Here is a 24,552-nt window from a genome sequence, read left to right as displayed (position 1 = left end):
CGACAATTTAAATATAGTTTTTTGAATTAACTTTGTTACATCATCACTTTCGACTTGCCGTACGCGAGTACTGTCTGCGTCTTTTTCTGTTCCTTGTCTGACAGCTAATTCATTTGACTATAAAAAGAAAAAAGAGGAATCTAGCTCATACTTTACTAGATTCCTTTTATTTTTACTTTATTAGAGCCATATCCCCTTCATATTAACCACAATTAGGGTCTGTGGCTGCTGGTAATGCCATATTGAAAAGACCTGATGACTTAGAAACATCAAGACCATACCTGCGGTTTTCAGTTCCGTATTTTGAGCTTTCATCTTGTAGTGATGGTTGGTCTTTTCTTTAACATACGGCGTTACCTGAAATCTCTTCTGAAAGGGTGGGCATCACTTTTTGGGGTGATAGAATAGATTTTAGACTTTTACTCCTTCTTGATAATACTTTTGAAGGGCAGATTTGACAATGTTTCATATCAAAATAGTGGTTTTCTTGAGGATTTTATCTTCCGTCATTCTACTTGTTTTGCCTTATTTAGTGCCGTATGCCCTTCTGGACAAACAAAATGACCGATATCCTTGTTATCGAAAAGCTCATCATCCTTAACTTTAGCATAGTAAAAAAGCCATCAAACGATGACTTTTTCAGTGACCTTGTATATAACCTCAGTCTTCTTATCTCTTATGCTTAATAATTATTTCACTTTAGCTGAGCTTGTGATTACTTCGATAGCTTTTTTCATAGCAATGTCATGTTGTAGCATTTCTGGTGAAAGAAGCGAACGTACTTGATCGGCATCCATGTTGTACTCAGCGGCAAGATCAGTAATTTCTTTTTCGACTTCGTCTTCTGAAACTTCAAAACCTTCTGCTTTAGCGATAGCTTCAATCACAAGATTAGTTTTGACACGTTTGTCAGCATCAGCTTCGTATTGTTTGTGAAGGTCGTCTTGAGTTGTACCTGTCAATTGGAAGTACATATCAGGTGAGATACCTTGACGTTGCATATTGCCCATGAATTCATTCATAGCACGATGAACTTCGTCATGTACCATTTCTTCTGGCAATTCAATGATTTCTGCGTTCTCAACAGCAAGTTCAATCGCAGCACCTTCAACAGCATCATCATAAGCGATTTCTTTAGCTGCTTCAAGTTCTTTACGGTATTTAGCTTTCAACTCATCAAGTGTTTCAACTTCTTCATCGATGTCTTTGGCAAGTTCATCGTCAAGTTCTGGAACTTCTTTTGCTTTAACTTCATGTACAGTTGTTGCAAAGACCGCATCTTTACCAGCAAGCGTTTCTTCTTGATAGTCTTCTGGGAAAGTAACGTTCACTTCAACGTCATCACCAGCTTTTGAACCAACTAATTGATCTTCGAAGCCTGGGATGAATTGACCTGAACCAAGTTCAAGTGAGAAGTTATCACCTTTACCACCGTCAAACTCAACGCCGTCTACTGAACCAACGAAGTCAATGACAACAGTGTCACCGTTTTCAGCAGCTTCTTCCTTGATAACAAGTTCAGCAAGATTTTTACGTTCGCGTTCAAGTTTTTCAGTAACTTCGTCTTCTGAAACTTCTTTAGAAGCGTCAACTGATACTTCTAAATCTTTGTAATCACCAAGTTTAACTTCTGGTTTTGTAACAACTTCAGCAACGATTTCCCAATCTTGACCTTTTTCCATTGATTTCACATCAACTTTTGGTTGAGCCACAACGTCAAGTCCAAGTTCAGCAATAGCTGCTTCGTATGCTTCTGGCAAGATGGCATTTAAAGCATCTTCGTAAAGGGCTTCTTCGCCAAAACGTTGATTGAAAATAGTGCGAGGCATGTGTCCTTTACGGAAACCTGGTGCATTCAAATCTTTTTTAACTTTGTTGAAAGCTTGATCAAGGGCTGGTTTGATTTTATCTTGACCGATTGTGAATGTTACAACACCACGGTTAGTTGATTTGTTTTCAAATGATGTAGACATTAAGTCGTTTCTCCTTAAAAAATTTATAATACAGCTTAGTTTATCATATTTACACTATTTTTAAAAGTTTTTTGTCAATTTTCTCTTGAAAATCAAGGGATTAGAAGAATGGATGATCAGATATTTTTATCAACCTTAAATGATTTTTAGTCCTTTTTTTGGTAAACTACTCTTATGACATACATTGAAAATTATTGGAACAAACTTCATATTGAATCGATTGCAGAAAACATCATTTCTAAGACCGTCTCTTTGGTGCTATTACTAACGCTTTTTTTTCTAGCGAAAAAAGTTTTTGATGTCCTTTTTACAAAGGCTATTGAACGCTCCATCGCCTTTACTAAACAAAGCCCCATGAGACAGCGTACCATGACCAAACTCCTTCATAATGTCATGAATTACGCTCTGTATTTTTTGCTATTTTACTGGATTTTGAGTATTCTGGGGATCCCTGTTTCTAGCCTACTAGCTGGTGCTGGGATTGCTGGGGTTGCAGTTGGTCTAGGAGCTCAAGGTTTTCTATCCGATATGGTTAATGGCTTCTTTATTCTTTTTGAAAATCAATTAGAAGTTGATGAAGTTGTCGAAGTCGGAGAGATTGCAGGAACAGTCGCCAGTGTTGGCATTCGAACAACGCAGATTATTGGGTTTGATGGCACCTTGCATTTTGTACCAAATCGCAACATCAGCACGGTAAGTAATCAATCCCGTGGCAACATGCGTGCTCAAGTGGACCTGCCTATCTATGCCCATACTGAACTTGATAAAGTGATTGACGTTGTTAAATCAGTCAACGATACCAGAGTTCCTGAATATCCTGAAATTGTTACCAATCCAGATATTATTGGTGCTATTACTAATACTAATAATCAGCTGGTTTTTCGGGTCAATATTTTCGTTCAAAATGGACAACAATATACCATTGGCCCAAAATTCTTTAGGTTTTATCAAGAAGCCCTGTTAAAAGAGGACATCCAATTACCAACTGTAACACCTATTGGGCATCAATAAGTATGCCGATTTTGAAACCAACGACTTAACGAGGTCTTCCCAAGGGAAGGCTTTTTTTTATACTTATCAAAAATCAAAAACTAACTTTCTATAACCATTGTCTGTTGACGATGGTTTTTAAAATTGACCTACCTAAGCCCTTAATCACTTCTTGCAGCTTGTTCATCACGTTATCAAGTGTTTCAAACGTCTTTAATAGTAGGGTATTTAGAACATTAAATGAGGTCGTTGATAACCTTCAAGGAGTGATTCAAACTTTGTCACCTTGTCAATTAAAGTCGATTGTACATAGAGATCGGATATTCGCTATTTTTTGATTTCGAATGAGTATTTGCACTATTTTTAGTCTGATTTTCAAAAAATGATAAGTTATCTTTTCAGGGCGTCCCAGAGAGGTCTCTCTATCGTTTACTTGACCCTCCCTTTCTTTACCCTAACAAGAACAAGCTCCTTTGTCGTAAGAAGGACAGTGCTCACTGACCCTATTTTTCTGTGGTAGTTATCTAAACCTCACATAGATGACTTTTTCGTCTAACTTCGTAGGAACCACAACAGTAAGCCATTCAGCGGAGTGAATCATCTTGGTTGGTCTCTATGAGAATGAATGTTATTTCAGTGATACAAGTAGACACTTTCATCGTTCAAGATGTAACGACAGTCTTTTATGGTTCGTTTCCTTACCCTCTTGTCATATCCCATTTATCCAAATCTATCCATGACCTTGTTAACACGAGTTCTCAAAAATAAGCTTGAGCTTTTGAATTTTCTGAACGCTTACGCTTGTGTATACCAATACCGAGCGTTACCTAGTGCTTCCCTTCTGTATTAGGGGTAGCTATTTATAGCCTATCAATCTTGGGTCTTTTAGAAACCTATCCTAAATAAGTCAGTAAAAAGCTAACTTGGGCAAAACCACAAGTTAGCTTTTTAACATCAACTGAAACAAGATAGGGACAGAGGTATATCAAGAAAAGTATCGCCACATTAGACAATACTTTTTGATCTGTTTTACGACAATCTAGTGAATAATCCATATCAATATCATAGGATGATTGCCCTGGCTTCATGTCATGTCACCATATGTTTTAAGTTAGCATTTTCGAATCGGATCTTCTAAATACTGACCTCGGACACCACCGATGAGTTTTGGTCGACTTGCTAGTGCCGTCACATGAGCGCCACCAAGTTCTCTTTGGATTGGCCTGAGAGGAACTTGAACTCGTTTAACATGCATGCCAATTGAGGTGTCTCCGATGTCAATACCTGCATGAGCAACCACCTCTTCTACTTCAACAGGATCCTTCATAAACTTGAAAGCAGCTAACTGCCCACTACCCCCAGCATGAAGGGACGGTAACACGTTAACAATTTCTAAGTCTTTTTTTAAAGCGTATTCGCGCTCCACAACCAAGGCACGGTTGAGGTGTTCACAACCTTGAACGGCTAGCTCAATTCCTGACTTTCCTAGTTCATCAAGAAGTGTTTTTACAATAGCCTCACCGATTTCTTGACTGGAGTTTTGACCGATCACACCACCTAAAACTTCACTTGATGATAGACCAAGGACAAATAATTGCCCTTTTTGAATAGCTGAACGGTCAATAATGTCAGCTACTATTTTTTGCACGTCCTCTACTAGATTTTTGATGTCCATAACTTTACCTCTCTATATCTTGATCCCAACGAGTAGCCGTTTAGCCTATCTCAAAGGTTTAGCTTGACAATAGCTTTGTAAAGAAGATAGCCTAACCCCATACCAAATAGGTTTTGAAGGATGTTCCCAAAAATGCCTGCCCAAGCAGCGCCGATGCCGTAACCTAGTAAAATAGCGGCTAAAAAGTACCACCCAACCATGAAAAGACTAGCGAGAATCAAGCCAAAAATGCGCTTTTTACCTCGCCAACCTCCAAAGAAACCTTGTGTCCCGTGGGCAATTAGACTGTGAAGCATATACTGGGGATAGCCTAAAAGCATGTCAATCAAGAATCCCGATAAACCTCCCACAACAGCACCAGCCTTTGATCCTAAATAGAAGGCCGTAAAATATATGCCAGCATCTAGTAACGTCAGAAATCCCGTCGGGGAAGGGATATGAATGTAGGCTAGGACAACGCTAAGAGCGGTTAAAATCGCCCAAAGACTTAACTGACGAACGTTAGTGTGTTTCATACTGTGTAACTCCATAATCGTTAGAGTGAGCAATAGCCTGATAAACAAAATCTTTGGCTTTATGGACTGCCTGTGAAACAGTCTGGTTTTTAGCTAGACCACTAGCTATTGCTGAAGCAAAGGTGCATCCGGCCCCCTGATTATTGCGACTAAGAAGAGGCGAGTGTAAGAAAACTTCTTGTCCATCTTCTTCTAATAAGAGATCATAGGCTTGGTTTTGATCCAGTCGTGCCCCGCCTTTAATAACTACCGACTTAGCTCCCATTTGTTGCAAGATGCGAGCAGCTTTTGCCATCTCTTCTAAGTTTGAAATACTTTGTCCAGAAAGGAGTTCAGCTTCCTTGAGATTGGGTGTCACAAGGGTTGCACAAGAAAAAAGTTTTTGCAATTCTTGACCCATTTGGGCAACTTCTTGGTCAGCGTTTTCTTTGAAAACGAGAACAGGATCTAAAACAAGAGGGACTTTTGGCATGTCTTTAACAAAATCTTGCACAGCTCTTGCAATCTGAGGTGTTGGTAGGAGACCAATTTTAATAGCTGCGAAAGGAATGTCCTTTAAGCTATTTAGCTGTTTTTGAAAGAGTTCATCAGCTGTTGGGATGATTTCAAAGCCTTCTTTGGTCGCTGCTGTCATGCAAGTTTGAGCTAAAAAGCCAAAGAGTTTATGGGCTGAAAAAGTGGCTAAATCTGCTTGAAAACCACCACCACTCAGAATATCATTACCCGCTATGGTGAGAATGTAAGGTGTCTTCATAACTAATCTCCTTGAGGTAGAGGCCATTACCTGCTGCTGTAGGTCCGGCTAGGTCACGATTTTTAGACGCTAAAACGGTCTTTATCTGACTGACTGGCAGACGGCCATTGCCAATTTTCAACAAGGTCCCAACCATATTACGAACCTGTTTATACAAGAATCCATTGCCCGAAAAGGTAAAGACCAGAAAGCCTGTTTTAGCATCGACTTCCAAGCTTGCCTTGAAAATCGTTCTGACCTTATTTTCCACCGCTGTACCTGAAGCTGTAAATCCTGTAAAATCATGAGTCCCCACCAAATCCTTGATGGCTTCTTGCATGGAGGCTAAGTCCAAAGGATAAGGGTAGGCTGTCGCATAGTTTCGCATCATGGGATTCTTAGGACGTCCTGTATCAACGAGAAATTCATATGTTTTGCTATGCTTACAATAGCGAGCGTGAAAATCTTCTGAAACAATGCTGACATCAACAACATCAATGTCATCTGGACATTGCGTGTCTAAACCAAAACGTAATTTTTCCACATCACGCACCTGGGGCAAATCAAAGTGGATGACCTGTCCATAGGCATGTACACCAGCGTCAGTTCGTCCTGCCCCATGAATGGTAACAGCTTTGCCACTGTTTAATCGAGACAGAGTCTTTTCAATTTCTTCCTGAACGGTTCTCGCTCCAGGCTGTCTCTGAAAGCCTGAAAACAAGGTTCCGTCATAAGCAATAATCGCTTTATATCGTGTCATAACCTTGATTATAGCAAACTTTGACCATTTTTCAAAATCAGTGAAAGGAGTCAAGCATCAGGAAAGTAAGGTTTGAAGCACAGATGTGTTATCATATAAGAAAGCGATTACAAAGGAGTTGTGTTATGAAAAAGTCTGTTAATATTATCTTAATTATCGAAAGTTTATTATTTTACAGTTGCTTTGTTCTGGATTTTGATTTTTTATTTCCGAATCATTGGGCAACTGTTGTCACCCTCATCATTAACCCTATTCTCTCTTTAATTGGGGTAATACTAGCTATCTGGTACAAACGATGGCTATCGATGTTTGGCTTAATCATGTACTTCTTTTCCTTTCCTATTAGTATGGCAGCTGGCTATCTGCTAGAGGCCTTCAAAGTTGGCTGGGACATCAGTCCAACATCTCTTTATGTCATTACCGCCCTTTGGATCGTTTTTCTCATGATTGCCTTTTTTACTTATCGCAATCGTCATAAAATCACTAATAGGCTCGATAGAATCACCTTTTCTATCATCTACCTACCAGCGCTTCTTGTGCTTATCGCGATATCACTTTATGTTGCCAGCCATTTCTAAAAATCTCTTCGTCTGTTTTACGGCGTCTATTGCCATCGCTCTTATAACATCACACTGTAAATCGCTCTTTGGCAAATGCCAAGGCGATATATGCAACTCGATCCTTAGTCTCAAGATCAGCGTCGTTGCTTAGTGTTCTCACATCCCAAACTTCAGCATCTAGATTATCAGCTGAGTAGAAAAACTGGAAGTGATTGATGCTTCGGAAGTCGGCTAAAGCCGCAATAGCAGAGCATTCCATGTCAACACACACCGCCCCTTGGACTTTGCGCCTAGCCATCTTGTCAGGTGTTTCTCGATAAATACCATCTGTCGTCCAAACCTTACCTTCTGTGTAGGAAACATTTTGAGCATCCAAAAAGGTTTTAAAATCCTCGTGAAAATCCTGATTAACGGCAATCTCATCGCTAGGTGACGCGTAGTGAAAACTAGTTCCCTCATCACGAAGCGCTGCTGTCGGAATAATGATGGAGGTTTCTTGAATAGTGCTATCAAGAACCCCACAAGTACCAAATACCACAAGATTTTTCATGCCCATAACAATTAAGTCTTCAAGAATCGCTACACAGGCTGCAGCACCAACGTAGGCGTTAAAAAAACCAAGCTGTTGACCATTAAAATCAACTTCATAAATAGGAATAGCCAGATTAGCTACACTAGTTGATGCAATAAATCGATGTGGTAACTCGTCCAATATCCTCTCGAAAGTCCCACGAGCAAAGCAAGTCACCACCGTTTCAGGAAAACCGTCGATAGGCTCATTAATCATGTTTGGATTAATAATGGCTTCTTTGTTGGTATCGAATTCTTCAAGCAACATAGGCAGATCTCCTTGGGAAAGTTTAAGATAGTTTAACACCTTTTCCAGCTAGAATCAAGAAATCCCCAATCAAGCGATTGGGGATTCTTTTTTACAAATCATCAATAGCATCTTTGACTTTATCAAAGAAACCTTTTTTCTTTTGAGGATGGACTTTCTCACCACCAGCTTCAGCAAAAGCCTGCAGTGCTTCTTTTTGCGCATCGTTCAACTTCGTTGGCGTTACGATATTGATCGTCACATGCTGATCACCTTGACCATTACCACGAAGACGTGGCGCACCTTTACCTTTGAGACGGAAGGTTTTACCTGTTTGTGTACCAGCTGGGATGGTCAATTCAACGTCACCATGAACGGTTGGAATATCGACCACATCACCGAGTGCCGCTTGGACAAAGCTGACATTCATGTTGTAGTAGATGGTTGCGCCTTCTCGTTCGAACTTATCACTCTTCATAACATTGATAACAACGAAAAGGTCTCCGTAAGGGCCACCATTATGACCAGCTTCACCTTGACCCTGAAGACGGATTTGCTGACCAGTTTCAACACCAGCGGGGATTTTGACATCAACTTTGTGGTTTTCTTTTTCATGACCTGTACCATGGCAAGTTGTACATGGATCTTTGATTTCTTGACCGGTTCCATGACAGACATCACAGGTCACTTGGCGACGCATCATACCAAGTGGTGTTTGGGTATCGACATTGATAACCCCTTGTCCATGGCAACGACCACAAGTAACAGGATGGCTACCTGGCTTGGCACCATTACCACCACAGGTATGACAAGTCGCTTCGCGGCTATAAGTAACCTCTTTTTCTGCACCAAAAATAGCTTCTTCAAACTTGAGGTTGACACGGTATTGCAAATCATCCCCTTGGCGAGGAGCGTTTGGATTTCGGCTAGCGCCGCCTCCTCCAAAGAAACTTGAGAAGATGTCTTCAAAGCCACCAAAACCACCAGCTCCCTCAAAACCGCCAAAGCCGCCAGCTCCACCACCAAAGCCACCTTGGGCTCCAGCTGCACCGTACTGATCATAGGCAGCACGTTTTTGACTATCACTTAGGGTTTCATAAGCCTCCTGAACATCTTTGTACTTTTGTTCAGCTCCAGCCTCCTTATTGATGTCTGGATGATATTTTTTGGACATCTTACGATAAGCTTTTTTAATTTCGTCCTGCGAAGCATCCTTAGAAACCCCCAGACGTTCATAAAATTCAGTATTGTTCATAATTAAGATACTAAGAGCGATCAGAAAGCGATTGAAAAATAGGAAAACGCCGACGTGTCGTAGACACTAGAAGTTTTATCTTTTTTCCGAGCTTTCCGCTCGCGTTCAATTTAGTTCCTTTCTTGTAAAGTTAAAATGGAGACAAGTTTCCCGCATACATTAGACGGGTTCAATTCCTTTCTATGTAAAGGTACTATTAAATTCCTAAAAAATAGGTATCCCACAGACGACGAATGCGCCTAGGAAGTTGTTTTCACAGAGTCACAGACGCACTCATTTCAACTCTTTGGTGAATGAAATACTTCTAGCAGCCATATTCAGTTAAGAATACTTGTATTCCTTTCTATAAAGGTGTTGTTTTTGGACAAGTTCCTTAGGTGACGTGGGCGGAAGCTATCACTAAAGGCGTTCCATTCCTTTTGGGCAAGCCTAGGTTTTGCCACCCCTCATTACAACGGACTTGTCTGTCTCTGGCGGTCTTCGACCGCCTTGCTGTCGCTGTTTACCCAAAAACAGAGGCTGGGTTGCAACCTCTGTGATTGGATGTATTATTACAACGCTAGATACTGTATGCATTTCGCCTTTTTGTTTAAGCAACTTAACCGTTGGCTCTAGTTTCTAGACTCACGCCATAAAACTACCCACCAGGCATGTTACGACGAGAGAAAAGCGATTCGATAATAATTGCTTTTCGAGCTAGTAAGGCGTTTAAGCAAGTCGCCATAGCGGTAACCATTACCTGAAGAGCTACTTTAGTAGCCCTTCTTAACTCGCCTCGCTTTCGAATTTTCAAGCTCGGGATAAAAACGTCCCCAGACGTCTTTATTTCTCAGTAAACTCTCCGTCTACGACGTCGTCACCTGATGCGTCTGCGTTTTCTGCTCCTTCTGCTCCACCTGCTGCTTGTTGTGCAGCGGCAGCTTGTTCATACATTTTAACAGCAAGAGCTTGTGCTTTTTCGTTAAGAGCTTCTAATTTAGCTTTCATATCGTCAAGGTTGCCAGATTCTTGAGCTGCTTTCAATTCATCAAGAGCTGATTGAGCAGCATCACGTTCTGTGTCAAAGCCTTTGCCTTCAGTTTCTTTAATTGTTTTTTCAGTAGCAAAGATAGCTTGGTCAACTTCATTTTTAAGGTCAACTTCTTCTTTACGTTTAGCATCTGCTTCAGCATTGGCTTCAGCATCTTTCATCATGCGATCAATTTCTTCTTCAGAAAGTCCGTCGTTAGATTTGATAACGATGTGTTGCTCTTTTTGAGTTCCAAGATCTTTAGCTTTAACAGAAACGATACCGTTTTTATCGATGTCAAATGTTACTTCGATTTGAGGCACACCACGAGGAGCTGCAGGGATATCAGTCAATTGGAAACGTCCAAGAGTCTTGTTATCTGCTGCCATTGGGCGCTCTCCTTGAAGAACGTGAATGTCAACGGCTGGTTGGTTGTCTGCTGCTGTTGAGAAGACTTGTGATTTAGAAGTTGGGATTGTCGTGTTACGATCAATTAGTTTTGTAAAGACCGCACCCATTGTTTCAATACCAAGTGACAACGGTGTCACATCAAGAAGGACAACGTCTTTCACATCACCAGTAATCACACCACCTTGGATAGCAGCCCCCATTGCAACAACTTCATCAGGGTTAACTGACTTGTTTGGTTCTTTAGATGTTTCAGCTTTCACAGCTTCTACAACAGCTGGAATACGAGTTGATCCACCAACAAGGATTACTTCATCGATTTCAGATACTGACAAGCCTGCATCTGAAAGGGCTTGACGAACTGGAATTTTCGTACGTTCTACAAGATCACTTGTCAAATCATCAAATTTAGCACGTGACAATGAGACTTCTAAGTGAAGAGGACCAGCGTCGCCTGCTGTGATAAATGGCAAGCTAATTTGGGTTTGAGTGACACCTGAAAGGTCTTTTTTCGCTTTTTCAGCAGCGTCTTTCAAACGTTGAAGCGCCATTTTATCTGATGAAAGGTCAATACCGTTTTCTTTTTTGAATTCAGCGATTAAGAAATCAATGATTTTTTGGTCAAAGTCGTCACCACCAAGTTTGTTGTCACCTGCCGTAGCAAGTACGTCAAAGACACCATCACCCAACTCAAGAATAGAAACGTCAAATGTACCACCACCAAGGTCAAATACCAAGATTTTTTCATCTTTATCTGTTTTATCTAGACCGTAAGCAAGCGCTGCCGCTGTTGGTTCGTTAACAATACGTTCTACTTCAAGACCAGCAATTTTACCAGCATCTTTTGTTGCTTGGCGTTGTGCGTCATTAAAGTATGCTGGAACTGTGATAACAGCTTTTTCAACTTTTTCACCAAGGTAATCTTCAGCATAACCTTTAAGGTATTGTAGAATCATAGCTGAAATTTCTTGTGGTGTGTACTCTTTTCCATTAGCAGCTACTTTTTCAGAAGTTCCGATTTTTGATTTGATTGAGATAATCGTTTCTGGGTTTGTAACTGCTTGGCGTTTAGCAGCATCACCAACGATGATTTCACCATTTTTAAATGAAACAACTGAAGGTGTTGTACGGTTACCTTCTGGGTTAGCGATAATTTTGCTTTCTGTTCCTTCAAGAACTGCAACAGCTGAGTTAGTTGTACCTAAGTCAATACCAATAATTTTACTCATTTTTTTCCTCTTTTACTTTATTTTTGTGATAATTTCCTTCTGTACTTGGGACGTGTCGACAATTGAATGTCATCACATTGCCTACTTTGAAGCGTTGGATTCAAAGCCCTTTTCGTAACAGTAACTTGAGCTGCCATTACTTTCATCACAGTGGAAATTATCATACTAGCAAGCCTTGGACTTGCTTTCCTTTTGATTACTTTATAGTTTTACGACGTTGCGGTCAAGTCGTTTATTACGACGTGAGCGATTAAAGCCGCATTTATTTTAATCGCGAGCTAGTAAGCAGCTTAGGCAATTCGCCATAGCGTTTGCCGTTTTCTGATGAATTGCTTTAGCAACCATCAGAAATAGCTAGTTGTAAACCACCACCATGGCCGGTCTTAACAATCGGTCATGCAGTTGATAGCCTTTTTGGAAGACCTCTGCGATAGTATCTGCTGGATGGTCGTCATCCGCTGGTAGGGTTTGGACAGCCATATGGTAATTGGCATCAAATACATCCATCGGAACTTCTTCGACACCTTCTTCTTTAAAGGCTTGTAGTAGGCTCTCACGTGTCATTTCAAGTCCTTTTTTGACATCTTCTGTCAAGCCTTCAACGGCTAAGGCACGTTCCAAGTTATCCAAACTTGGCAAGATTTTTTTAGCTAAATCTTGTGAGCGATAGCGTTGTAAACTTTGACGCTCTTCACTAGCACGTCGTTGAATATTTTGCATTTCCGCGTGTGCACGCAGATACTTATTCTCGAATTCATCGGCACGTTCATTGGCCAATTCTAATTCTGATTTTTCAGTAGCTTCTTCTGATTCGACAGTTTCATCAACAATCTCTTCAGTGTCGGTTTCATTGTCAATCGTTTCATCAACGATTTCTTCGTTTTTAATATCTTCTGACACAGCGTCACCTCTTTTTATTCTATATCTTAATTAACTTCGTAATGATTACCACTTAAATAGCGATAATAATCAGCCAACTTCAAAGCTAGGACTCGACTAATCACATTAATCAGGCTAATCGCACGTCGATAGTCCATTTCGACAGGTCCGATCAAACTCAAGAGAGCAAAACCTCGATACGGTATCAGGAACTGATGTCGAATGACGGTTAGATTAGCAAGGGCGGGTTCACTACTATCTGCCACCTGGATAGTGGTCGGTTCTTCCTCCGTCAAATGATTACGCATTTCAATAGCCACCTTAGACTCATTGTCCAAGAACTGGTAAGTCGCTAAATCCGCATAGCTTAAAGCATTTACCTTGCCAGAAATAAGGATAGTCTCACGGAAAAGTCCTTGAAAAATGTAATCAAATAAGTCCAAGATGTTATCTGTAGTGCTAAAGTACTTGTGGATGACCTGCGGCACTTCTGTCAAGAGCTTGTAGTGAATATCAAGAACTGCTTTACCAAGAAAGCGCTCGTTAACCAAGGCATTCAAGGTTTCCAAATCTTTGGTCAAGAAATTCTTAGGAATAGCGAATTGAACTGTAACTGGTTTGGAGTCATCCAACATCATTACTGCTAGTGCATCATGATTGGATAATTGTACGACTTCAAAATTTGTCAATCGCTGATGTTTAGGCTCCACATCTAAAATCACAGAAGTATAGCCTGTCAAATCAGCTAGGAGATGACCTGCTGTAGCAAAAATATCTTCTAGACGAAAAGCTTCATAATCAAAAGCTTTAATCACCTGATAGACATCCTGCTCATCGATACTTTCCAATCTCAAAGAGTTTTGAACGAAATATTGAAAGCCTGCTCGACTCGGTAAGCGACCACTAGACGTATGGGCTTTCTCCAGAAAGCCAAGTTTTTCTAGCTTAGCCATGTCATTACGAATAGTTGCTGAGCTAGAATCAATCGAACCTTGTAATGCTTTAGAACCGACTGGTTCATGCGTTTGGGTGAACATTTCGATGATTAAGTTCAAAATATCATTTTGTCTTGGTGTAATCATGGAACCTCCCTTTACGCTTTAGCACTCCTTTTTGTAGAGTGCTAATTTATAATTCTAATTATACACCTCTAGTTGAAGAAGTCAAGAGAAAAACTCAAAAAATTAGCACTCCTTTTTATAGAGTGCTAATTTGTCTGTTTATCGTATTTTTCGAGGTTATATTCTTTAATGATCTGTTCCAATTGATTAGCATAATCATCATCGTGCGTGAAATCATAGCGGTAAAATGCTTGAGTAGCTACACTAATACTCGAAGCGGTTGCTAAGATTTTATACAAATTTTTATTGGCTAGACTACCATCCTTGAGTCCTGCTAAATAAATTTCCAAAGCATGATTCCACGAGGGGTAAATAGCATAATCTCTTTCAACTTCACTAACATTACCTTCGTTGCGTTCCATATTTTTCAGACGAATACTATCATCACCGGGTTGGGCAGGAATCGCAAATAAATTATGATACTTAGCAGCTAATAAATTTTGACCAAAATTGGAATCATAAGCCGCCTGAGCAATTAGGACAGATGGTCTGATTCCATAATAGGTTGACAACTCTTGAACTTCAGGAGCAATTTTTTCAATAAATCGTTCATTGTCCAATCCAGTTGCAACTTTTTTCTCTGCCGATAAACTTCGGTAATTCAAAACAAGTGGCAAGATGCCAATCAATACAAAAGCAATGGTAAGACTAATAAAAAATGAAAATTTAAAACGTCGTCTCACTCTATTTCTCCTCCAATTGCTTAATATAATTTTCCAAAGTCAAGCCGTGCTCAGTCATATAGCGCGCAGAATCTTTACCCACAAATCGAAAATGCCAATCTTCATAGCCAACACCGGTAGAGGCCGTCTCCCCTTCTAGAAAACGAAGGACGAACCCATAGTCAGGAGCCATTTGATGAATTTTTTCCATACTAGCCTTATCCGCTTGATTCAAAGCATCCACAGTACTCAAATCAATAGCGAGACCAGTTTGGTGTTCACTAGCTCCCGCTGGTTGGGAATAGGTTTTGACTAATTGTTCTGCTTCTTGATCACTCAAGCTAGGATCGTTAGCCTTTTCCTGATTTACATATGATTGGAACAATTCCTTTTGGTAGGCAACACTGCGGTAACCAGAAATCAAATGAAAAGCAGGGTCTACTTCCTGGGCTGCTTTTAGAAAGGCTCTAACATTTTCAGCAATTCGCTTATCCACAGTGATGTTGTCAACCGTCTCTAAATCAGGATTTAGCTCTGGTGTGATATGATCACGGTTCACCAAAATTAGCTCCCAATCAGAAGGCGAGACCTTGGGCAAGTCTGAAATTTGCGATGTTTTCTTTGGTGTTTTTTTCTTTTCAGAAACTTGCTCGGCTGGCTCGATTCTCCTACTTCCAGTGGATCTTTGGGAGTCTCCTTGACTTCTAAACCAGAATAGCCCACCGACTAAGACTAAAAAAGCGAGTCCCAAAATGACTAGAGACGATTTCCCTAACTTACTTCTCATTTGCGTTGATGATCTCTCTTCCTTTTTCACGGTAAGATAAGTCTGCTACAGCTTCAATACTAAATTGACCATCTTTATAGGTCACGACTGAGATACTTCCATTTTCAATACGCTGTTTTTCTTGATTGTTATCAATCAACCATATAAACGTACCGATAGTCATACCATGACTGACCACAATAGCATTGCCTCCCCCTTGGCTTTCTATTTCTTTAGCCATAGCTTCAAAACCGTCGTAGATACGTTTGCTTAAAACATCCCAAGGCTCCGCCCAGTTGGCTGTATCGACTTCCACGATACTTTGAGCAATATCGGGGTAAGGCATTTCATCTAATGAACGACCATCTGCAAAGGCAACCGTTCTTGGAAGAACACCCTGGAAAAGGTCACCATCATAACCGCCATCAAGACTACCAAAACACCATTCACGAATACGTTTATCGCGTTTATAGGGAAGACTTTCATTTTCTGTTTCACGAAGGATAATCTCCATGGTCTGCATGGTACGCCCAGAATCACTTGAAAATGCCGCTTTGAAAGGAATACCGGATGCTTTCAAACCTACACCGAGTTCTCGGATACCCTCTTCACCAAAGGCCGTCAGAGGAGTATCAGACCAACCCTGTGCGCGACCAATCGTATTAAACATCGTCTTTCCATGTCTTGCAATATACAATTTCGTTTCTGTCATGCTAACCTCCATTCTTCCCTACATTATACCATAAGATAGTAACAATGCGATAGACAGCAACTCTCTTAAGCACGCCCTAGGCATGAAGAAAATACAGGTAACAATTTTTTTGACACATACATTTTTTCAAATCACTGTTATGACAGCTGTCCAGCAGGACGACTCTTCCCTCTTTTTCAGGGACATTATCATGCATTTCTTACCTAAAAATGGCAGCTTAATCCAAAAACTGTTTTCCCAAACCAAAACTTTCCTCAGGCATTTGACAGCTTCCTTAAGCTTTTTACCTACCAGAAAAACCTGCCATAAGTGACAGGTTTTTAACTTTTTATTTAAATAACATCTTGACTGATCGTTTTAGTAAGCATAAAACGACCATCCAATTTGAACGACCTTTTCATCAAGAGATTTTCTTAGTGGAAGACCATACCACCATCAACAACAATCGTTTGACCTGTGATATAGTTAGAATCTTCTCCCGCAAGGAAACCAACAGCATTGGCAACATCCTCAGGTTCTGATAAGCGTCCCAAGGTAATATCTTTGGCAAAAGTGTTCATGCCCCATTCATCATCTTTTCCAGCATTTTTACCAACCTGATGCGCAATATCATACATCATAGGAGTTTTGACAATACCTGGTGCATAAGCATTTACAGTAATACCTTCTGCCGCCAAGTCTTTAGCCCAGGTCTGAGTGATACCACGAACCGCAAATTTAGAACCACCGTAGACCGTCAAGTTAGGATTTCCTTCACAGCCAGCTTGAGAAGTCGCATTGATGATCTTCCCACCGTGCCCTAGGGCTCTGAAGTGCTTGAGTGCTGCTTGACCACCCCAAATAGTTCCACCAACATTAATCGCAAAAGTGCGTTCAAACTGCTCAGGGGTAATGGTATCAAGAGGTGTTGTCGGTGCGATCCCAGCATTATTAACCACAACCGTTAAGTCTCCGAAGTGTTCAACAACTTTATCAAAGGCTGCAAACACCTCATCACGATTGGAAACATCTGCCACTACTGCCAAAGCATCCTTGGAAGATAGCGCCTCAACAGCTTTTTGGGCTGTTTCTTCATTATAGTCCAAGATCCCCACTTTGAACCCATCTGCATGGAGACGTTTCGCAATAGCAAAGCCAATGCCTTGCCCAGCACCAGTAACAATAGCAACTTTATTCATAGATCGTACCTCTTTTCTTATGTGCTATGACACCCATTATAAAACTATTGAAAAAAAAGGCAAGCGTTTTTATTGGTACCAACACTATTTTGACACTGACTTATTGATAAAATCAAAAAAATCCTGCCACGAATGACAGGTTTTTTACTTCTAGTTAAATTAGGAGATTAAAACTAGAAAGGAGATTAAATCGGAAGCGAGGTTGGAGATTATTGAAATGTATCGAACAGTCAATTTTTAAGAGAGAGAGTTCCTCGCCTCTACACGTATTAGTTTATCACATCACCTAAATTTAACCAGTCAAAAATCATGAAATGTCATTTTTTCGTCCTGAAATGTTATTTTCCCATTTCGCGATTAAGGTTTTGACTTTCAAACGTGAGACTAGGCAGGACTCCCCATTTTCAAAATAAACTAATTGTTCAATCTTATCAACACCACTCACATTGTCTAAATTGACTAAAAATGATCGATGACTTTGGTAGAATTTATCACTCATTTTTTCAATATCTGAAAGTCTAGCATAAAATTCTAGACGTTCTGTTTTCGTCCTTAAAATGACTTTATGTGCCGTTTGCGAGGTTTCAAAATACAAGATGTCATGAAGGGGCACTTTAACTTGTGCTTTAGCAGATTTATAATCAAAATACTCTATTTCCGTCTGCACCCCTTTGGATAGACTAGCAGTGTACAAAATACTGTCGCGAACCTGATCTTTGAAATCATCCGGATCCAGCATCTTATCAATGAAATCATAAGCAGCAACCTTATATTTAAAACTGATGGGGGCGAATTCTGAGTGTGTTGTTACAAAGACAATCACTGCGTTAGGGTCCATCTGACGCAACTCTGAGGCAACTTCCAAGCCTTTACGAGCCTCATCTTTGATCGTAATATCAAAGAAAAAGAGCTGATGACTGCCTCTTTCTTTGACGTTCTCGAGTAGCTTTGAGGCTTTGCTATAAGCTGCTAAATGACGTGTAGATAAGTTTTCTTCTTTTAATATCTCTTTGATCGTTCCCAATAATCGTTCTTGTTGACAGACATTGTCTTCTAAGATAAAAATATTCATGGCTCTGGTCTCATTTCTAGAATTTGGGTGAAGCTATGATGTCCCATCTTGGTAGATAGGACGGTTTCCGGATAGTTCTCTAAAATCTGTCGAACATTGGCTAAACCTATCCCTCTATTTGGTCCCTTGGTCGAGTACCCTTTTTGAAATACTTTAGATATATCAACACTATCCTTGCTTATGCTGTTTTCAACAACGAGTAATTGACTGCCTTCTCTCTTAAAGAAAGCAACGCTGATGTGCGGTCTGCGAGATTCTTTGGCGGCTTCAATGGCATTGTCTAAAAAGACAGACAAGACAATAACCATATCCAAAACATCCAGATAAATCTCATCTATCACATCTGGAATCTCTAAAAAAGCTTCAACATTTTGGCTTTGAGCCTCAATCATCTTAGTTGATAAAATACTTTTAATGGGAGAGACTTTTAGATTAGCTAAACGTCCTAATTCGTATTGCGAACGGTCAACTTTCATTTCTCGTCCTTCAATCAGCTTCCCGTAAGCTGCTTGAATGGCTTCCAAATCGCCCTTATTAATGAACGTACGCAAAGTGTTAAAAGATCGTTCATAATGCTCCTTAAAACTTTGAATATCGCCATGTAACTTTTCAATATGCTGGTTATAATCCTCTAGCGCTTTGATTTTTTCAGCCTTGGCCGCTGCCAGTTTGCGATCCATTTCTAGTTTTGCTTCATGATTAATTTCGGACAATAACCAGAAATATAGGAACATGTAAATAAGCAGAATCTGCTGACGGTAATCCCAAAAATTAAACGAGTTTGGAAATAAACGCCTTGCTAAAACACTATAGGTAAAAATACCATAATAACTCAGTAAAAGGCAACTAAACCTATTCGACAAAAAATTCTTTTTAGCCGTCGACCCTTTTTGGATATATTTGAAATTAAGGTTTAAGGTTTTATTCAAAAAGTAATAGGTAGGAAAGACAGCACCGTAACTAATGTATAATAGAGCATATTCTTTACTAAGCACTTCAGGGCTGATGTCTAGCAGCGGCGACAGCAGGTATAAAGCCATTGCTCTAGCAAAAATATCCACAGTCACAACCGGAAATAAACTATAAAAGATATATTTGTAAAAACTTTCCTTTGGATTTCGATAGTAATAAATGGCCAAAAACACACTAAAAATAAAAGGAGAGGTCTCTAATCGATAACAGTAGTTAAGGATAATAAGCAAAAAAGCAAATGGGAATAAATACCGTTTTTTGATAGTGATATCGCTAATGTGGAGAAATATCAACCAGTACATCATCCACATGATCACAAATGCTAAAAAGTCCTTAATTAACTCTGAGCTCATGCTTCCTCCTGTTCATTTGAATGGATGATCAAGGTATCCTTAGCCATGTAAGAGCCACTTGCAAAAGCCTTTGAAAGGTTAGGGTTATCTTGAAAAATCTTTTGGATATGGTGTGATCCTTTGTCCATGTTATCTAAAAAAGGACTTTGACGATCGAATGACAGGCAGCCAGAGACTAATGTTTCTACAGACGTGCTATAAGAAACACTTATTTCATAGTCATTCTTAATTGTTTTAATCACTAGCCTTAAACTTGGCTTTTTACTGAGTTTAGCATGATGGGTCCCCAGTTGCAGCATATGATGAAGCAAAGTAATAACATCCTTTTGATTTAGCATAGGAATATCTTCTGAATCAGGTAGCAACACCGAAACCTGAGCACCTAACCGTTTCGCTTCCAACAAATCCTTGGTAACAACCATTTTAATATGATTATTGGCTATCGGAATCAACTGGTAGAATAAATAATCGTCATCTTCCATTCTATCTTGGGATTTTTTCAATACTTCTTCAAATGAATCTCTGATCTCATCAATATCCCCATAATAGATACTATCCTTCAAACTAATCAAGATATTGTCATAGTCATGCTTAAAAGATCGGATATTTTGATAAATGCCCTCCAAATGGTGGCTGTATTGTTCCAAATTAACCAAATATTGCTGTTCTTCTCTCTCAACATCTGACACATAACGTTCCCTAGCTTTTCGATTTAAAAGCGTTAACATATAAACCATAACCATAACAGAAACAAAAAGCGTTACACGGTCATAATTGGCCATCACTGATGGATGATCAAAGAATACCACATAATGAACAATATAATAAAGAAAAAAGAAACCATTCATGCCATAAATATAACGTTGAACCTGTTTATCCGGAATTTTCAAAATGGTTGGGTAATCTAGCCGAAAGAGACGTCTCAAAGCTCTAATTATCGGTATTAAGAGCAAGAAAATGATGATTGTCACCCAAGGGGTTAAATAGGCTGGAAAATGAATTCCCCTTAATAAGGTTGGAGCAACAAAAATATAAAAATACCTTAAGAGTAAGTCTACAAGGACTACTGATAGTCCAGTATAAAATAAATGCCTACAAATGGTTCTTTTCTCTTGGTCCAACAAAGACAGCAGTAAAAAAGTAAGCCATAGAGGTAGAAAGACATTTTCTCGGATGATAATTGCCAGGACTATTGATAATACTAAATAGAAAGGGAAGTGATATTTGTTTAGTTTTCTCTGTCTCAAATCTTGGTAAATAAACCAAATCGCTGTGAATTCTAGTAGGTACTGTTCCATTCCAAAAAATTCCATCTATCCCTCCCTTCTGAATGATTCGGTGAGCATCATATATTCTTTCTTAATGTCGATAACATTAGAAAAGAAGAGTCAGGTAAGTCCCGCTCTTCTTCTGCTATTAAAGACTTTGCAACATGTTGTCAATGTGTTCAATAGATTTATCGCGACCCAACAGATAGATAGTGTTTGGCAATTCTGGTCCATGCATTTCACCTGAAACGGCAATACGAATTGGCATAAAGAGGTTTTTCCCTTTGATTCCTGTTTCTTTTTGAACAGCTTTGATTTGTGGGAAGATATTGTCTGGCTGGAAGTCTTCATCTGACATAGCTTCCAGCTTAGCTTTAAAGGCTTCAAGAACTGTTGGAACAGTCTCTCCTGCCATCACTTCTTTTTCAGCATCAGTTAAAAGAGGGAAGTCGGAGAAGAATAGGTCCGTCAATGGGACAATCTCATCGGCAGCTGTTAGCTGAGGCTTATAGAGTTCCACCAATTTTTCAGCCTTATCAGTCAAACGACCAGCTTCTTCAAGGAAGGGTTTGCAAAGCTCAAATACCTTGTCAAAGTCTGCATTCTTGAGGTAGTCATTACTCATCCAATCCAATTTCTTTTGATCAAAAGCAGCTGGAGACTTGCTAAGGCGATGTTCATCAAAGAGATTAATTAATTCTTCACGAGAGAAAATCTCATCTTCACCACCAGGATTCCAACCAAGAAGAGCGATAAAGTTAAAGACTGCTTCTGGTAAATACCCTTTGCGACGGTAATCCTCAATAAACTGAAGAGTATTCGTATCACGTTTTGAGAGTTTTTTACCTGTTTCAGAATTGATGATCAAGGTCATGTGACCAAATTCAGGCGCCTCCCAACCAAGGGCTTCATAGATCATGAGTTGCTTTGGCGTATTGGCAATATGGTCATCTCCACGGATAACGTGAGAGATTTTCATATCATGATCATCCACAACAACAGCAAAGTTGTAGGTTGGAAAGCCGTCTTTTTTCTGAATAACCCAGTCACCACCGATATTGCCACCTTCAAACTCGATATCGCCTTTTACCATATCCGTCCATTTGTAGATGGCTGTCTCATTAACCGCCAAGCGCACCGTTGGAATAACGCCTGCGGCTTCACGTTCTGCGATGTAGGCTTCCTTTTCATCTTCCGACATGCCAAGGAATTCGTTGATATAACGTGGGGTCTCACCCGCATCTTCTTGGCGTTTGCGTTCAGCCTGTAATTCCTCTTCGGTAACGTATGATTTATAGGCTTTCCCTTCATCCAGTAATTGTTGGATGTATTTTTGATAAAGCTCTAGACGTTCAGACTGACGATAGTTTTCATGTGTCTCAGGGCTTTCATCCCAATCCATCCCCAACCAACGAAGGTTTTCGAGTTGACTGCGCTCACCATCTTCAACGTGACGTTTACGATCTGTATCTTCGATACGGATAATAAATTTACCATCATGATGGCGTGCATAGAGGTAGTTGAATAATGCTGTACGGGCGTTACCGATATGTAAAAGACCCGTTGGGCTTGGTGCATAACGCACACGAATATCGTTTGACATGTCTGTCTCCTATAATATTTTTTTATCAATAGCTTTGGGCAAATACACATTCTTTTGTCCTTGCCAATCCATACCATTATAGCACAAGTCAGCTTGGTCAGCTAAGAAAATGACAGAAGATTTCTGATAAAAATTCTTACCTTGAATTGATCTCTCTCTAAGCGATTAACACTCCAGATGCGCTTTATACTCAATGAAAATAGATGTTAACTTGGTCTGATGCATTCCCATTCTACCTGTACTAGCGTCGCTTAGACTACTTTTGATTGTCATTGAGTATTAGTTACAAAAAGAGTCCAGTTATTTACTCAACTCATCAGATAGCCTTAAAACAAATCCAGAAAACTATCTACCTTACCCCTATTAGGGTTACCAGCAACAGTAAAGTGTCCTCCTACCACTTTAGAGAAGGTTTCAATGTTAAGACTTTGCACATAAATCTCACCGTAGCCTCTAAAACTATTGACAATACCCTCACCAGTACCAATGGATTGTAAAAACCCATTTTCTAAGTGAATATCATAATCTAAGGTATCACTCCATGCCACAACATGGGCATTATCAATCGTCATACTCTCTCCATAGAGTTCCAACTTTTTCACCGAGCCAAACGTATTTGCTAGAAGCGTTCCTTGTCCTTCAGTCGTCATGACAAAAAGACCACCTTGACCTCCGAAGAAAGCTTTACCAACTGCTTGTCTCTTCATCCGATACTGAGCCGATCCGTCCAATGCTAAGAAGGCACCATCATTGAGACGGTATTGCTTTTCCCCCAATTCAAGCGCTATGACTTGACCCGGCATAGAAGGTGCTAAAGCCAATCGACCATTATCTTCTGTCGAAATGGCTTGGGTAATAAAGATAGATTCTCCCGACGTCATCGATCGCCCAAGCGCACCCAGCATTTTTCCAAGACCTTCCCCACGTCCATTTAGCCGAGTATTTAGCTGAACACCTGGGGTATGATAAACCATGCTCCCTTTTTGCAAATAAACAGACTCTCCAGCCTCCAAAGCAATCTCCACCAAAGGAAATTGCATGTTACTATCAATATGATAGGTCATTCGTTGATCTGCCATAATAACATCCTCCATTCACCCTATTATGACAGATAACAAAAGCGATAACATCAGCCTTGAGAATGATAATCAAGGACTTTACAATAACGCCCACAACACCGTCTTGATAAGTTGATCATTTGACAAGCTAATCAGATCGTAAGGCTAATCGTTCATCTTTTTATCGTTATTCAATTATTAATTATTAAAAAACGATATTTTTTTATTGATATTCGATAAAATTGTGATATACTAAATTCAAAATTACTCAGGAGATGTCATCATGAATCATAACAGCTATGAAGATTTCAGTATTATCTTAACCAAAATTTGCTTAATCGTTCTTTTTATAGGGGCTATTATTCTCCTTTCAACGGGAACTTGGGTCGTTGATTTAGCTATTATTTATCCTTCGCCGCTTCTGCAAGGCACGCAACGCTACATAACTATGCTATGTTTAGGATATAGTATTGGCTTGCTTTCCTTAATTTTCCTATATCATCTATTTCAACTGGTCAATAGAATTGGAAAAGACCTTATTTTTATTGAGCTCAATGTTCGCAGTCTTCAAATCTTAGGATGGGAGGCTGCCGCCATTACTGCCATTTCTTTTCTGATGGGGGTAACTTGCTACATTCCCATGCTCTTAATCACAGCAGCTGGCATCGCCCTGACTTTGGTTATCCGGGTTATCCGAAACGCTTTCGGCAAAGCTGTTGAGCTACAAAATGATGTTGATTATACTATCTAAGAGAGGAAAAGCCATTTATGATTCGTATCAACTTAGACCTAGTCATGGCACAAAAACACATCAGTGCAGGGCGTTTAGCCGAACTGATCGACCTAACCCCAGCCAATCTATCGATTTTAAAAAATAACAAGGCTAAAGCCATTCGCTTTTCAACTTTGAATGCTCTTTGTCGCGAATTGGGCTGTCAACCTGGTGACATCATCGAGTATGTCCCTGATACAGAAAGTGAGTAA

General features: G+C 39.9%; 24 protein-coding genes. 4 read left to right on the top strand and 20 right to left on the bottom strand.

The features are described from left to right. Window positions 1–689 precede the first annotated feature (689 nt). Window positions 690–1,973: a trigger factor gene (gene tig / locus ABP870_RS03860; protein WP_350014178.1), complete on the bottom strand. Its 1,284-nt coding sequence runs from the start codon at window positions 1,971–1,973 to the stop codon at window positions 690–692. Window positions 1,974–2,147: 174 nt separating this feature from the next. Here tig and ABP870_RS03855 point away from each other — a divergent pair, with 174 nt between their 5' ends. Beyond that, the gene (locus ABP870_RS03855) at window positions 2,148–2,984 is read left to right on the top strand and encodes a mechanosensitive ion channel family protein (RefSeq protein ID WP_350014177.1); all 837 of its coding nucleotides are present in this window, start codon (window positions 2,148–2,150) and stop codon (window positions 2,982–2,984) included. An 872-nt stretch (window positions 2,985–3,856) separates the two neighbouring features. On the opposite strand, the gene ABP870_RS03850 is transcribed toward ABP870_RS03855, so the two are convergent. The 5 genes from ABP870_RS03850 to truA are packed head-to-tail and all read right to left on the bottom strand — an operon-like array spanning window position 3,857 to window position 6,646. After that, the gene (locus ABP870_RS03850; RefSeq protein WP_350014176.1) at window positions 3,857–4,051 is read right to left on the bottom strand and encodes a hypothetical protein; all 195 of its coding nucleotides are present in this window, start codon (window positions 4,049–4,051) and stop codon (window positions 3,857–3,859) included. 23 nt (window positions 4,052–4,074) lie between these two features. Beyond that, window positions 4,075–4,638 (bottom strand): TIGR01440 family protein, encoded by a 564-nt coding sequence (locus ABP870_RS03845; protein WP_350014175.1) that lies wholly within the window; start codon window positions 4,636–4,638, stop codon window positions 4,075–4,077. A 50-nt stretch (window positions 4,639–4,688) separates the two neighbouring features. Further along, window positions 4,689–5,153: an ECF transporter S component gene (locus ABP870_RS03840; protein ID WP_350014174.1), complete on the bottom strand. Its 465-nt coding sequence runs from the start codon at window positions 5,151–5,153 to the stop codon at window positions 4,689–4,691. Further along, the gene (locus ABP870_RS03835; RefSeq protein ID WP_350014173.1) at window positions 5,140–5,907 is read right to left on the bottom strand and encodes a bifunctional hydroxymethylpyrimidine kinase/phosphomethylpyrimidine kinase; all 768 of its coding nucleotides are present in this window, start codon (window positions 5,905–5,907) and stop codon (window positions 5,140–5,142) included. Before ABP870_RS03835 ends, ABP870_RS03840 begins: the two co-directional genes overlap by 14 nt. Continuing rightward, complete coding sequence (gene truA, locus ABP870_RS03830; protein ID WP_350014172.1) at window positions 5,873–6,646, bottom strand: tRNA pseudouridine(38-40) synthase TruA; 774 nt, start codon at window positions 6,644–6,646, stop codon at window positions 5,873–5,875. Before truA ends, ABP870_RS03835 begins: the two co-directional genes overlap by 35 nt. 125 nt (window positions 6,647–6,771) lie before the next feature. Between truA and ABP870_RS03825 the strand changes: the two genes are divergently transcribed. Further along, complete coding sequence (locus ABP870_RS03825) at window positions 6,772–7,224, top strand: hypothetical protein (protein ID WP_350014171.1); 453 nt, start codon at window positions 6,772–6,774, stop codon at window positions 7,222–7,224. A gap of 49 nt (window positions 7,225–7,273) precedes the next feature. On the opposite strand, the gene ABP870_RS03820 is transcribed toward ABP870_RS03825, so the two are convergent. From ABP870_RS03820 to ABP870_RS03755, 14 genes are all read right to left on the bottom strand, one after another. Continuing rightward, on the bottom strand, window positions 7,274–8,044 hold the full coding sequence (locus ABP870_RS03820) for a nucleoside phosphorylase (protein WP_350014170.1): 771 nt from the start codon (window positions 8,042–8,044) through the stop codon (window positions 7,274–7,276). A 91-nt stretch (window positions 8,045–8,135) separates the two neighbouring features. Then, a complete protein-coding gene (gene dnaJ / locus ABP870_RS03815) occupies window positions 8,136–9,278 on the bottom strand; it encodes a molecular chaperone DnaJ (protein WP_350014169.1) in 1,143 nt (380 codons plus the stop codon). A gap of 822 nt (window positions 9,279–10,100) precedes the next feature. Beyond that, the gene (dnaK, locus tag ABP870_RS03810; protein WP_350014168.1) at window positions 10,101–11,924 is read right to left on the bottom strand and encodes a molecular chaperone DnaK; all 1,824 of its coding nucleotides are present in this window, start codon (window positions 11,922–11,924) and stop codon (window positions 10,101–10,103) included. Between the two features lie 354 nt (window positions 11,925–12,278). Further along, a complete protein-coding gene (gene grpE / locus ABP870_RS03805) occupies window positions 12,279–12,824 on the bottom strand; it encodes a nucleotide exchange factor GrpE (RefSeq protein ID WP_350014167.1) in 546 nt (181 codons plus the stop codon). 26 nt (window positions 12,825–12,850) lie between these two features. After that, on the bottom strand, window positions 12,851–13,885 hold the full coding sequence (gene hrcA / locus ABP870_RS03800) for a heat-inducible transcriptional repressor HrcA (RefSeq protein ID WP_350014166.1): 1,035 nt from the start codon (window positions 13,883–13,885) through the stop codon (window positions 12,851–12,853). A gap of 125 nt (window positions 13,886–14,010) precedes the next feature. Next, on the bottom strand, window positions 14,011–14,607 hold the full coding sequence (locus ABP870_RS03795; protein ID WP_350014165.1) for a glucosaminidase domain-containing protein: 597 nt from the start codon (window positions 14,605–14,607) through the stop codon (window positions 14,011–14,013). 1 nt (window position 14,608) lies between these two features. After that, window positions 14,609–15,373: a M15 family metallopeptidase gene (locus ABP870_RS03790; protein WP_350014164.1), complete on the bottom strand. Its 765-nt coding sequence runs from the start codon at window positions 15,371–15,373 to the stop codon at window positions 14,609–14,611. Continuing rightward, complete coding sequence (locus ABP870_RS03785; protein WP_350014163.1) at window positions 15,363–16,064, bottom strand: histidine phosphatase family protein; 702 nt, start codon at window positions 16,062–16,064, stop codon at window positions 15,363–15,365. Before ABP870_RS03785 ends, ABP870_RS03790 begins: the two co-directional genes overlap by 11 nt. 413 nt (window positions 16,065–16,477) lie before the next feature. Further along, window positions 16,478–17,242: a (S)-acetoin forming diacetyl reductase gene (locus ABP870_RS03780; protein ID WP_350014162.1), complete on the bottom strand. Its 765-nt coding sequence runs from the start codon at window positions 17,240–17,242 to the stop codon at window positions 16,478–16,480. Window positions 17,243–17,549: 307 nt separating this feature from the next. Beyond that, the gene (locus tag ABP870_RS03775; RefSeq protein ID WP_350014161.1) at window positions 17,550–18,314 is read right to left on the bottom strand and encodes a response regulator transcription factor; all 765 of its coding nucleotides are present in this window, start codon (window positions 18,312–18,314) and stop codon (window positions 17,550–17,552) included. Continuing rightward, complete coding sequence (locus tag ABP870_RS03770; RefSeq protein ID WP_350014160.1) at window positions 18,311–19,639, bottom strand: sensor histidine kinase; 1,329 nt, start codon at window positions 19,637–19,639, stop codon at window positions 18,311–18,313. The genes ABP870_RS03775 and ABP870_RS03770 overlap by 4 nt, the downstream gene beginning before the upstream one ends. After that, complete coding sequence (locus tag ABP870_RS03765) at window positions 19,636–20,952, bottom strand: hypothetical protein (protein ID WP_350014159.1); 1,317 nt, start codon at window positions 20,950–20,952, stop codon at window positions 19,636–19,638. The genes ABP870_RS03770 and ABP870_RS03765 overlap by 4 nt, the downstream gene beginning before the upstream one ends. A gap of 103 nt (window positions 20,953–21,055) precedes the next feature. Then, entirely contained in the window at window positions 21,056–22,510 is a 1,455-nt protein-coding gene (gltX, locus tag ABP870_RS03760; RefSeq protein ID WP_350014158.1) for a glutamate--tRNA ligase, read from the bottom strand. A gap of 326 nt (window positions 22,511–22,836) precedes the next feature. Then, window positions 22,837–23,589: a TIGR00266 family protein gene (locus tag ABP870_RS03755; protein WP_350014157.1), complete on the bottom strand. Its 753-nt coding sequence runs from the start codon at window positions 23,587–23,589 to the stop codon at window positions 22,837–22,839. A 262-nt stretch (window positions 23,590–23,851) separates the two neighbouring features. On the opposite strand from ABP870_RS03755, the gene ABP870_RS03750 reads away from it, so the two are divergent. Both ABP870_RS03750 and ABP870_RS03745 read left to right on the top strand, forming a co-directional pair. Further along, window positions 23,852–24,319, top strand: a complete 468-nt coding sequence (locus ABP870_RS03750) for a DUF2975 domain-containing protein (RefSeq protein WP_350014156.1) — start codon at window positions 23,852–23,854, stop codon at window positions 24,317–24,319. A gap of 17 nt (window positions 24,320–24,336) precedes the next feature. Continuing rightward, a complete protein-coding gene (locus ABP870_RS03745; protein WP_350014155.1) occupies window positions 24,337–24,552 on the top strand; it encodes a helix-turn-helix domain-containing protein in 216 nt (71 codons plus the stop codon).

The organism is Streptococcus jiangjianxini, assembly GCF_040225085.1.
Classification (GTDB): domain Bacteria; phylum Bacillota; class Bacilli; order Lactobacillales; family Streptococcaceae; genus Streptococcus; species Streptococcus jiangjianxini.
Note: the sequence above shows the minus strand (reverse complement) of the source record. Positions and strands in the feature narration are given on the sequence as shown.

Excerpts from the sequence above, each read along its gene's own strand:
- tig (WP_350014178.1), bottom strand. The coding sequence starts at position 1,973 with ATGTCTACATCATTTGAAAACAAATCAACTAACCGTGGTGTTGTAACA.
- ABP870_RS03855 (WP_350014177.1), top strand. The coding sequence starts at position 2,148 with ATGACATACATTGAAAATTATTGGAACAAACTTCATATTGAATCGATT.
- ABP870_RS03850 (WP_350014176.1), bottom strand. The coding sequence starts at position 4,051 with ATGAAGCCAGGGCAATCATCCTATGATATTGATATGGATTATTCACTA.
- ABP870_RS03845 (WP_350014175.1), bottom strand. The coding sequence starts at position 4,638 with ATGGACATCAAAAATCTAGTAGAGGACGTGCAAAAAATAGTAGCTGAC.
- ABP870_RS03840 (WP_350014174.1), bottom strand. The coding sequence starts at position 5,153 with ATGAAACACACTAACGTTCGTCAGTTAAGTCTTTGGGCGATTTTAACC.
- ABP870_RS03835 (WP_350014173.1), bottom strand. The coding sequence starts at position 5,907 with ATGAAGACACCTTACATTCTCACCATAGCGGGTAATGATATTCTGAGT.
- truA (WP_350014172.1), bottom strand. The coding sequence starts at position 6,646 with ATGACACGATATAAAGCGATTATTGCTTATGACGGAACCTTGTTTTCA.
- ABP870_RS03825 (WP_350014171.1), top strand. The coding sequence starts at position 6,772 with ATGAAAAAGTCTGTTAATATTATCTTAATTATCGAAAGTTTATTATTT.
- ABP870_RS03820 (WP_350014170.1), bottom strand. The coding sequence starts at position 8,044 with ATGTTGCTTGAAGAATTCGATACCAACAAAGAAGCCATTATTAATCCA.
- dnaJ (WP_350014169.1), bottom strand. The coding sequence starts at position 9,278 with ATGAACAATACTGAATTTTATGAACGTCTGGGGGTTTCTAAGGATGCT.
- dnaK (WP_350014168.1), bottom strand. The coding sequence starts at position 11,924 with ATGAGTAAAATTATTGGTATTGACTTAGGTACAACTAACTCAGCTGTT.
- hrcA (WP_350014166.1), bottom strand. The coding sequence starts at position 13,885 with ATGATTACACCAAGACAAAATGATATTTTGAACTTAATCATCGAAATG.
- ABP870_RS03790 (WP_350014164.1), bottom strand. The coding sequence starts at position 15,373 with ATGAGAAGTAAGTTAGGGAAATCGTCTCTAGTCATTTTGGGACTCGCT.
- ABP870_RS03785 (WP_350014163.1), bottom strand. The coding sequence starts at position 16,064 with ATGACAGAAACGAAATTGTATATTGCAAGACATGGAAAGACGATGTTT.
- ABP870_RS03780 (WP_350014162.1), bottom strand. The coding sequence starts at position 17,242 with ATGAATAAAGTTGCTATTGTTACTGGTGCTGGGCAAGGCATTGGCTTT.
- ABP870_RS03775 (WP_350014161.1), bottom strand. The coding sequence starts at position 18,314 with ATGAATATTTTTATCTTAGAAGACAATGTCTGTCAACAAGAACGATTA.
- ABP870_RS03770 (WP_350014160.1), bottom strand. The coding sequence starts at position 19,639 with ATGAGCTCAGAGTTAATTAAGGACTTTTTAGCATTTGTGATCATGTGG.
- ABP870_RS03765 (WP_350014159.1), bottom strand. The coding sequence starts at position 20,952 with ATGGAATTTTTTGGAATGGAACAGTACCTACTAGAATTCACAGCGATT.
- gltX (WP_350014158.1), bottom strand. The coding sequence starts at position 22,510 with ATGTCAAACGATATTCGTGTGCGTTATGCACCAAGCCCAACGGGTCTT.
- ABP870_RS03755 (WP_350014157.1), bottom strand. The coding sequence starts at position 23,589 with ATGGCAGATCAACGAATGACCTATCATATTGATAGTAACATGCAATTT.
- ABP870_RS03750 (WP_350014156.1), top strand. The coding sequence starts at position 23,852 with ATGAATCATAACAGCTATGAAGATTTCAGTATTATCTTAACCAAAATT.
- ABP870_RS03745 (WP_350014155.1), top strand. The coding sequence starts at position 24,337 with ATGATTCGTATCAACTTAGACCTAGTCATGGCACAAAAACACATCAGT.